The following is a 9,227-nucleotide window of genomic DNA, read 5'->3' as shown; positions in this document are numbered from 1 at the left end:
CCGATTCTGTTGAAAAACTCCCTTCGAGATTTCTGCCCACAAAAGTGCATTGCTTACGCTGAATTCTGAGCCATTTGCGGGGCAGAACTGCCTTGGATTTCACGTAGCAACGCGCAAATCAGCCACTTTTTGAGCTACGAACAGGCGACTTTGGCCAACACCGACTTTTTCAACAGAATCGGTCGACTCCGGCCTGTCGTGACCGGCAGCAGTCGACCCATTAATCAGTAGGGAACAGACCACGGTTTTGGCTTGAATGATCAAGCAGAAGCGAAATTAATCGTCGTCCCCTATTGCTATGCAGGTCTGTGACCGCACCCGGACACTTCGGCGGCACCAACATTTCTCTGGGGTGGATTACCGCCAGGGCGGTAAGCAGTAGGGCCAGCCTTGCCGCTTGATCCATATGGGTGACAGGCGCGACTCGGTCGTAGCCAGGAATGAGGAAACGGACTCGACCGGATCAACCAATCAGGTTTGGAAACGAACAACCCCTGCCGACAAGCAACGGCAGGGGATGCATGGTTTCGGTCTTGACGAAGGGCCGGCTATTGGGTGTCCCCCTTCTTGCGATCATTGACGAAGCCGTCCGACAGGGTCTTGAGGAAAGCAACGATGGCGTCCTCATCCTCTTTGTCGAGCTGAAGGTTGCCCAAGGGGACGCCGCCGAAATTTCCTCGCGTGACATTCTGGGGCACCTCGGGTGGCGGCCAGTTCTCGGACGGAATGTCCCGAGTGTTGTAGAAGTGGACTACGTCTTCGAGCGTCCGGAGAGCACCGTTGTGCATGTAGGCCTTCGGAAACCCGACGCCGGGGCGTTGATCAACGTTTCTCACAGTCGGAAACTTGAACTTCCCGTCGTTTGCCTCAGCCAGGGGAGCCCACTCCGGCCGGGTGCGCAGGAAGTCGCCCAAGCCCAAGTCGACGAAGTCCTTGCCAAGTGGATTGATGGGCGTCCCATCGTCCAGAAACTCCGTGTCCATGTCGTAGAACGGGTTTTCCGGGTTCCTCGGCGTGCCGATGTTCGCGAAGCCGAAGCTGGTGAAAAGCGGTGGCTCTCCGTTGGGCCCCGGGATATGGCTCACGTGACAGGCCGAGCAGTGTTGTCCGAACTTGGTGAGCCCGTGGAACTCCTTGTCGGTGAGGATTCCCCTCGGGTCCAGAACGCTCCTGTCGCCCTCCGCTGGACGCCCACAAGCGGCGAAAGCGTTGCCAGCTTTGAGGCACGCCGTGAAGTATGCATCGAACTTCGAGCTGAAGGGGCTGACCTCCCGTGAGCCTTCGTATGCGGCGATGGATAGGCCGATCCGGGCGTGGGTCCCTTCGATCCCGCCAGTACTGCAGTCGAGTGAGCCCGCCCCCCAGACCTGCTCGAACAGCGCGACGTATTGCGACCTGGCGACTTGCTCGCAGACGGCCTCCCGGGTCGGGTTATTCTGCTCAACAGGGTTGAGGAAAGGGGCTAGCGCCTGGTCAGCGGCCGGGTTTCCGAGCAACTCGCCCGTCGCGCGGCCGTCCCAGAAGTTACCACCGACGAACCTCCCGGTGGCCGGATTCGCCAGGTGAAACAGCGGGCTGAACGTCGCGTAAGCCGAACTCGGTGGTTTGCGGTTCCCGAAGAGATGCCGATCGGCCCCGCGAAAGACGGACCCATGCATGTTGACGCCGGCAACGCCTCCGGTCCACCCGGCAGCGGGCAGGTGGCAGGAGCCGCAAGACTGCGATTTCGCCGGCTGCGAGATGTTGTCGAAGAACAGTTCCTTGCCAAGTTGCTCCAACGGGGTCAGGACGACCTCCGAGCTGGATCGAACCACATGAGCGGCCAGCAGAATTCCCGCGGAGGTCAAAGCGAATCCGGTCCAGACCTTGAAGTCGAGCCGCGCAGGCCCTTTCTTGATTGCCTCGATCCCCTTTTGAATGAGGCGGGTCAACGTCGCATAGCTTTGCATGTGCTACCTCCAGAGACGGGCGCTTCCATGCGGTTCCACGTAGACGATAGATCGACTCGCCGCGGTTTCAGGCGAGGAGTGGAGCGGGGGGACAAACGGTGGGAGAGGGGGGCTGGAAGGTCCGCCATCGTTATGCGGACCCGCGAAAAAGGGGGCGCACACGGATTTATTTATATGACAGACCGCCTGCTTCTGGCCGCTTTCTGCCTGTTCCCACCGGCAGCTTCGGGCCGATTCTGTTAAGAAAGTAGCTGCCGCCCCATGCCGCCGGCAAAATCACGCGCTCAGTGAGCGTGGGGGCAGACAGCATGATGGGGCAGTTACCGGGAGGACAGGCGCGCCTGTTTTACTCGTTCAATCTGGACGAGCACGTCCCGCCCCAACACCTCCTGCGCAGCATCGATCAGTGCCTGGATCTCAGCGACCTGCGTGCTCACTTGGCCGACTTCTACAGCCCCATCGGGCGACCGTCGATTGATCCGGAGTTGATGGTGCGCATGCTGGTCGTTGGCTACTGCTACGGCATCCGTTCCGAGCGGCGGCTATGCGAAGAGGTGCACCTGAACCTGGCCTATCGCTGGTTCTGCCGGCTGCGCCGTGCTACCGCGAGCTGAGGGTTCCGAGGCCAAGAAAGTGGCCTCGTATCAGCTGCTGGCCCACTGCACCGAGAAGACCAATGCGCCGGCCAGTGTTAGCCAGTGGCAACGGGTGTTTGAACGGCTGGGGCTGAATCTTTCCGTGCTCGCTACGGGTTGCTGCGGCATGTCTGGCACCTATGGCCACGAAACCCGCAATCTCGAGACGTCCAAGGCCATCTACGCACAGTCGTGGGGGCGCCTGATTGAGCGACATGGCCACAACGGGAACCTGTTGGCCGATGGCTATTCATGCCGTAGTCAGGTCAAGCGAATGGAAGGGAAGGCGCTGCCGCACCCCTTGCAGGCGCTGCTAGATCATTTACGTGAGGGTGACGCGAACAGCTGCGCTTGAGGCCACTTGAGCGCTTGCGCCGTGGTGGGACGTCGTCACCGGTGTTCGCCAGGACTTAGTCTACGGGGTTAGTGAGGCATAAGAATGAGTCGTCCAACGCTGGTGATCGCTTACGCCAGCAGGTTCAGTATCCTCCTTGACTGACCGGCATCAGGGCGAGCTCGCTCCCGCAGGGTGTGGGCTTAACCCAAGGCTGTGAAATCGCTGGCGTGCAGATCCTGGACGCCCACCAGTTGGATTTCGAACTCGGGGGTGGCGTCGGCGTTGACACTGCCCTGGAGCATGCCATTGGCAAAGCGCAGTTGACCGGTGGCGTTGGCAGGGTCGAAGGCGTTGCTGCCGATGAAGGTGAAGGCGTCGACAGTTGCGGTCAGCGGGTTGGCGTCCAGGCCGGTGAAATCCAGATGATCGCCCTCGGTGCTCTTGAAACCGTTGATCACATCGCGCAAAGCCCCGACGCCCATGTCCGACAGCGCACTGAACGCGAAGACATCCGTGCCAGTGCCACCGGAGAGGTTGTCGCTGCCGGCACCGCCGATCAGCCGGTCATTGCCCGAACCACCAACCAACGTATCGTTGCCTGCACCACCGTTCAGAACGTTTGCGGCGCTGTTGCCCGACAGACTGTCGGCGTAGGCGCTTCCCGTCAGGTTTTCGCAGAATTTCAAGGTGTCGAGCCCGGAACCCGTGGTGTTTTGTTGCGCTGACGTCGACAGGTTTACGGTAACGCCGGACAGGGCACGCTCGAAGGACACCGTGTCAATGCCATCGCGCCCGTCGAGCACGTTGTTGCCGGCTCCGGCGAACAGCGTGTTGCTCAGCGCGTTGCCCGTGCCATTGGCGGCGCCAGCGCTATCGATATACAGATGCTCGACGTTGTTGCCGAGGGTATAGGCCGCCAGGCTGCTGTGCACACTGTCGATTCCTCCAGGCGCCGCACTGCTGTTGGTCTCGATCACGGTGTCTTCGGCGTTGTCGACATAGTAGGTGTCGTTGCCATCGCCGCCGCTCATGCTGTCGGCCCCGGCGGCACCGTCGAGCAGGTTATTGGCGGCATTGCCGGTGATGAAGTTGTGCCGCTCATTGCCGGTGCCGTTGATGTCCGAGACGCCGGTGAGCACCAGGTTCTCGAGATTGGCGCCCAGTGTCCAGCTGACGGAGGCCTGCACCGTATCGATCTGCGAGGTCGATGTACTGGTTTCCACCACGCGGTCGAACGCGTTGTCGACCACATAGATGTCGTTGCCATTGCCACCGGTCATGGTGTCGGCGCCAAGGGATCCATCCAGTGTGTCGTTGCCCGAACTGCCCACCAGGGTATCGGCCTGGTGGGTGCCGGAAATCATGTTCCGGGCGTTGTCGAAAATGTCCTGCACGCTGTTGTTGTCGTTGGGGTTGCCCTGGAAGCCGAGGTCATCGGCAATGTAGTCGGCCAAACGCTGGCCGACGATCTCCGCTGATTCTTCGTGCAGATGCCAGACGTCGTCGGGATACGCCAGCGGATCGACTTCGTGGCGCAAGGGGAGGTCGGTGTAGTCCACCGCCAGCTTGACGTCGGCGCGCTCGGCGGCGATGGCTTCCTGGGCAGCGCGGACATAGCCAACCCCCTCGACGATGGAGGCAATCTTCTCTTGCGAATAACCACGGGCACGCGCCGCATCCTGATCGTAGTGACCGGTTTCCATCATGTACACGCTGAAGTTGCCGAACTGGGCATGCAGGTAATCAAACACCTTCAGGGTCGCGGACTTGTACGCCGCTGCTGCCGCTGCTTTGTCCGTGGCGCGGGCGATCTCCTGCGCGGCTTCCTCGCCCTGACCCCAAATGATGCCCATGGTGACGTTATTGATCGATTGCAGTTCGCTGAGCTGGTCCCGCAGTAGAGTTACGGCGCGCAACAACGCGGCCCCGGGTTGGTTGGTGTCGGTCAGCCACCAGCACAACTCGAGTTCCCCGGCGCTGAGCGTCGACAGGCCGGTGACCGTGCTGCCGCCCACTGCCATGTCGATGCCGTTGCCATTGGCATCGGTGAACTGGCTGCGCACGTCATAGGGGGTGTAGCGGTCCAGGTCGTTGACCAGCATAGAGGTGCCGGACTGACCGTCGTCCTCGGTCATGCGCAGCAGGCGCGCATTGGATTGGCCGAGGGTGGGCAGGTAGAGGATGTCCTGCTGGACGCGCTCGCCGAACACAAAGTCGCTGGCGGTCAGAGTATTGAGGCAGTTGCCGTTGAGGGCGATTTCAAAACGATTGCCATCGGCATCCGCTTCGGCGGACTTGATGTAGGTCTTGTCGCCGGCCGCGTTGAGGGTGATGTACAACGTGCCATTGTGGCCATCACCGAGGCCAAGAAAGCCCAGGCCCGAAACATCGATCTTGTCGACACCCACGGTGAAGTCATAAATCGTGTCGCTGGCCGTGATACCACCGGTGTCGTAGTCGCGGTAACTGTCGAGCAAGTTGCTGTAGCGACAGGTGTCGGCACCGGCGCCGCCGTACAGCGAGTCGCGTCCGGCGCCGCCGTCGAGCTTGTCGTCGCCCGCGCCGCCACTGAGGCTGTCGTTACCCGCCAGGCCGAGCAGGGTGTCGGCCGAATCGCTACCCAGCAGCGAGTCACTGGCGCTGGTGCCGGTGATCACACGATTGAAGATGAAGTGGCTGGCGGTCAGGGTGCCGGTGAGGTTGCCCGAGAGAATCAGCTCGAAGCGATTGCCACTGGCATCGGCATCGTAGTCCTTGATGTAGGTGCGGTCGCTGCTGGCGCTGTAGCTGAGCTGCAGGGTGCCGCCACGGCCATTGCCCAGTCCTGTGAAACCGAGGCCGGCGAGATCGATCTTGTCCTGCGTGACGTCGAAGTCGGTGATGGTGTCATCGAAGCTTGTGGTTGCGTTGCGGTAACTGTCGGACTGAACGGTGAAACGGAACGTATCGGCGCCAGTGCTGCCGGTGAGTTTGTCGATGCCTGCACCACCCACCAGAATGTCGCCACCGGCCCCGCCATTGAGGGTGTCGTTGCCGGCAACGCCGTAGAAAATCTCGCTGGCGGCGCTGCCCAGCAGGGTGTCGTTGCCGGCCGTACCTTGCACGATGGTCATCGGCACCGTGGCGCTGACATAGCTGCCGTCGCCATAGATCAGCGTGGCGCCGTTGCTGGTGTGACTGATGGTGTTGCCGATGATGGCATTGCGATCGGTGCCGTCTTCATTGCGCTCTGCAACGCCGTAGGTCGACAGGTTGCTGCCGCTGATGATGTTGCCCTGGATGGTGTTATCGCTGCCGTTGAAGTACTTGCCGGACACGCCCAGGGTATCGTCGTAGGATTGGATGATGATCTCCGGGACGGGGCTGCCCAGGGAATTGTTGTTTAGCGTGTTGTCGATGATCTCGACGTGGTTGCTGCCGTAGATGCGCACCCCTGCGCTGGCGTTGTCGTGAATGTCTACGTCGCTGACGGTCACCTCGCTGGACAGTTTGATCAGCACCCCTTCGGCGCCGTTGCCGTACACCTCGCCACCGGTGATGGTGATGTTGCTGGGGGAGGGGATGTCCTCGCTGCCGCGCTGCACCACGATGCCAGTGCCTCTGTTGTTGTAGGCAACGTTGTTGGTGAGCGTGAAGTCGTGGGTGCTGGTAACGATGTTGAAACCGTGCCGGTCGTTGTCGTAGGCGACGTTGTTTTCGAAAGTGCTGTCACTGAGAAAGTCGGCAACGAAGCCGTCCAGGCCGTTGCCGTGGGACACGCTGTTCTTGATGACCATGTTCACGGTCTGCTCGTGGGGGTCGAAACCGTATCCGGAGCAATCCTTGATCTCGACGCTGTCGAGGGTGACGTTGGAGTCGTAGCCCGCTTCGCCGGGAATGTAGCCGTTGAACCAACCGTCGATCTTGCCCGTGGTGTTGTCGCGGTTGCCGTCGATGGTGAGGTTGCTGACGCCGAAGTCGTGGGTTTGCTCGCCATAGGCGGAGCGGATGACTCCGGTGATCTTGGTGTCGGAGCCGTCAGCCACCTTGACGGTGGTTGCGCCCATGCCGTCGCCATACAGGTAGACATTGCTCTTGAGCATCAGGCAGCCGTCGGAGGGTTCCTCACCTCCCGAAACGATATAAGTTCCGGTCGGCATGTACACCTGCCCCCCGCCTGCAGCGGCCGCCGCATCAATTGCATTTTGTATTGCCGCCGTGTCGTCAGTGATGCCATCTCCTTTGGCGCCAAAATTTTGTACATTAAAAATCATGAGTTTATCTCCGTGTCGGCCGAAAACCTCGGTAGTGCCAATATTCAATCGACAGCTACCGTTTTATGGCCCAACGGAGCGCAAAAGTTGTGACCGCATATCGGGCGATCGTCAAAAAACCGAACGAGCTGATTAGAGGTTATGTGATGTTTCGAATAAATAACGTTTTATTGACGTTCGCTCAGGTAGCGAGGTCGCAGTGGACCAGCCAAAGAGTTGGCGGAAAGCTGTGTGGAAGGGGTCTGGATAATCCGGGGCGATTCAAGCTGACGTCCGAGACCGAACGCCGGGAAACGCGTTCTTCGGAATACGTACAGAACATTTCCGGCATCGTGCGCAACCAGTTGGATACCAATGATGCGGTATTAACGCGTCACAACCCATGACGTTGCTGTTTGAACGTCAACTGCGGTTTGGAGATGTTCTGACCCATTTTCGAGTTGTGTTTCTCAACGACTTTTTGTCGAATCAAGGCCTTACGAACCTTATGAACACTTCGAACATGGCATCTGGTTTAACAGTGTGGGTCGTTTCGCCAAGCGTTGCGCCCTGTGGGCGCCTCCGCGCAGCGTCACTACAGCACCTCCCGCTGTTTCTTGAGTGACGAGGCCGTTGCACCTCAAAAGGCCTGCGCCGTTGCAAATGTTCTGTAACAACCCCAGAGCGTCGTTGCCTTCTGTCTCCAGGGGCTAGGGACGCTCGTCCCCCAGGTAAGCTCCGTTTCGTTCGCGCCGCATCAGCTCCGGCTTGCATCTTCCTCATGCTCTGGCAGGGCATGGCCGGTTACCGCTGCACACCGCGGATTAGAGTGTGTTCAATTGCAGGCCATGAACCACCAGTTGCTGACGCTGGCCGCTCAGTCAGACCTCGATATCGACATGCTCCGGGACGTGGCCGCCCAATGCACCAGCATTCAAACCGGTTGGGGCCGGTTGCACTCAGCCCTTGTCGGGACGGATGAACCCAGCCTGCTTCTGCAGTGTTACGCCGCCCAGTCGCCGGTCTCCGACGCTATCGCCAGGTTTGGGAGGTGATATGAGCCAGATCACTGAACACGTCGGCATTCGATCTACCGTGACGGGAGACTTAAAAGCGGTATCGGCTCGACTGAGTGCCGAGAATGCTGAGCAAGTCGTCGCCATTACGGTGGACCATGCCTCGGGTGAGACATTGGCCGCACTAGGTGAAGCCCTGGAAGCTGCCGCGCGTTTTATGACCGAAACGATGCTCAACCCTCAACAGGCTACCGTTGAGCAGCTAGTTTCGCTGCTGCTGCCGAAGGTACCGATCCGACCGGGAGCACTCAAGGAGGCGCAGATGCTGGCCATGGCCAAAAAGGCCATCCTGGAAAGCGGCGACTGGCTGTCTGCGCGAGACATTGCGACTCTGGCCGGATTGACCTCGGAGAATCCAAGCTCTCGCCCCAGCCGATGGAAACGAGAAGGACGGATCTTCGCTATCCGCCACAATGGCAACGACTACTTCCCGATCTACGCCTTGTCCAAGGATTCGGGGTTTCGCCCGCTTCCAGCGGTGGCCGAAGTACTGAAAGTGTTCGCAGGGCAGAAGGACGACTGGGGCCTGGCCTACTGGTTCGCATCAGTAAACAGCTTCCTTGCCGGCAATCGGCCTCAGGACCTGCTCATTACCGATTCGGACCGCGTCGTGGCGGCTGCAGCGGACGAAGTTGCGGGCATTGTCCACGGATAATCGACCGCGCCCGCGGGGTCGAGCGGAGCGCGATAGCCATTCCTGACGATGAGCGCCGCCGACTGCTCGGCAGTGAAACAGCCTTCGCGTTGCTCTTGGGGGGAGCGCGGGCGTTCATCACCGGGGAGAAGAGGAGGGCGCTGCTGGAAGGATCGCCTCACCTTTCAGATGACCTTATTGATAGCTCTTGGTCTCTGATTGCCAAGTTACCTAACGGTTTGGCGGTTTATTGCACGAAAATTTGTTTATGCGCAATTATGTGGAGACACATAATTGGCATCGAGGAAAGGGAGTGCAATGGCGGTGCCCTGATCCTGAGAATGTAGTGGGCATAATTGAACCA

Annotated in this window: 3 protein-coding genes and 2 pseudogenes; 3 read left to right on the top strand and 2 right to left on the bottom strand. The window is 59.9% G+C overall.

Going from position 1 to position 9,227, the window contains the following annotated elements:
* Positions 1 to 548: 548 nt before the first annotated feature.
* Positions 549 to 1,949, bottom strand: coding sequence for a cytochrome c peroxidase (locus E8F11_RS28335; protein ID WP_280292237.1), 1,401 nt, complete (start codon positions 1,947 to 1,949; stop codon positions 549 to 551).
* A gap of 308 nt (positions 1,950 to 2,257) precedes the next feature.
* Here E8F11_RS28335 and E8F11_RS28330 point away from each other — a divergent pair.
* A pseudogene (locus E8F11_RS28330) lies at positions 2,258 to 2,542 on the top strand (transposase); the annotation flags it as partial.
* Between the two features lie 46 nt (positions 2,543 to 2,588).
* Positions 2,589 to 2,939, top strand: a pseudogene (locus tag E8F11_RS28325) ((Fe-S)-binding protein); the annotation flags it as partial.
* A gap of 182 nt (positions 2,940 to 3,121) precedes the next feature.
* Here E8F11_RS28325 and E8F11_RS28320 read toward each other — a convergent pair.
* Positions 3,122 to 7,174 (bottom strand): glycosyl hydrolase family 28-related protein, encoded by a 4,053-nt coding sequence (locus tag E8F11_RS28320; protein WP_280292236.1) that lies wholly within the window; start codon positions 7,172 to 7,174, stop codon positions 3,122 to 3,124.
* A gap of 1,035 nt (positions 7,175 to 8,209) precedes the next feature.
* Here E8F11_RS28320 and E8F11_RS28315 point away from each other — a divergent pair.
* A complete protein-coding gene (locus E8F11_RS28315) occupies positions 8,210 to 8,884 on the top strand; it encodes a hypothetical protein (protein ID WP_280292235.1) in 675 nt (224 codons plus the stop codon).
* Positions 8,885 to 9,227 lie beyond the last annotated feature (343 nt).

Origin of the sequence: Pseudomonas sp. BN417 (genome assembly GCF_029871205.1) — a bacterium.
In the GTDB taxonomy this organism is placed as follows: domain Bacteria; phylum Pseudomonadota; class Gammaproteobacteria; order Pseudomonadales; family Pseudomonadaceae; genus Metapseudomonas.
This window is presented reverse-complemented; position numbering and strand designations above follow the sequence as displayed.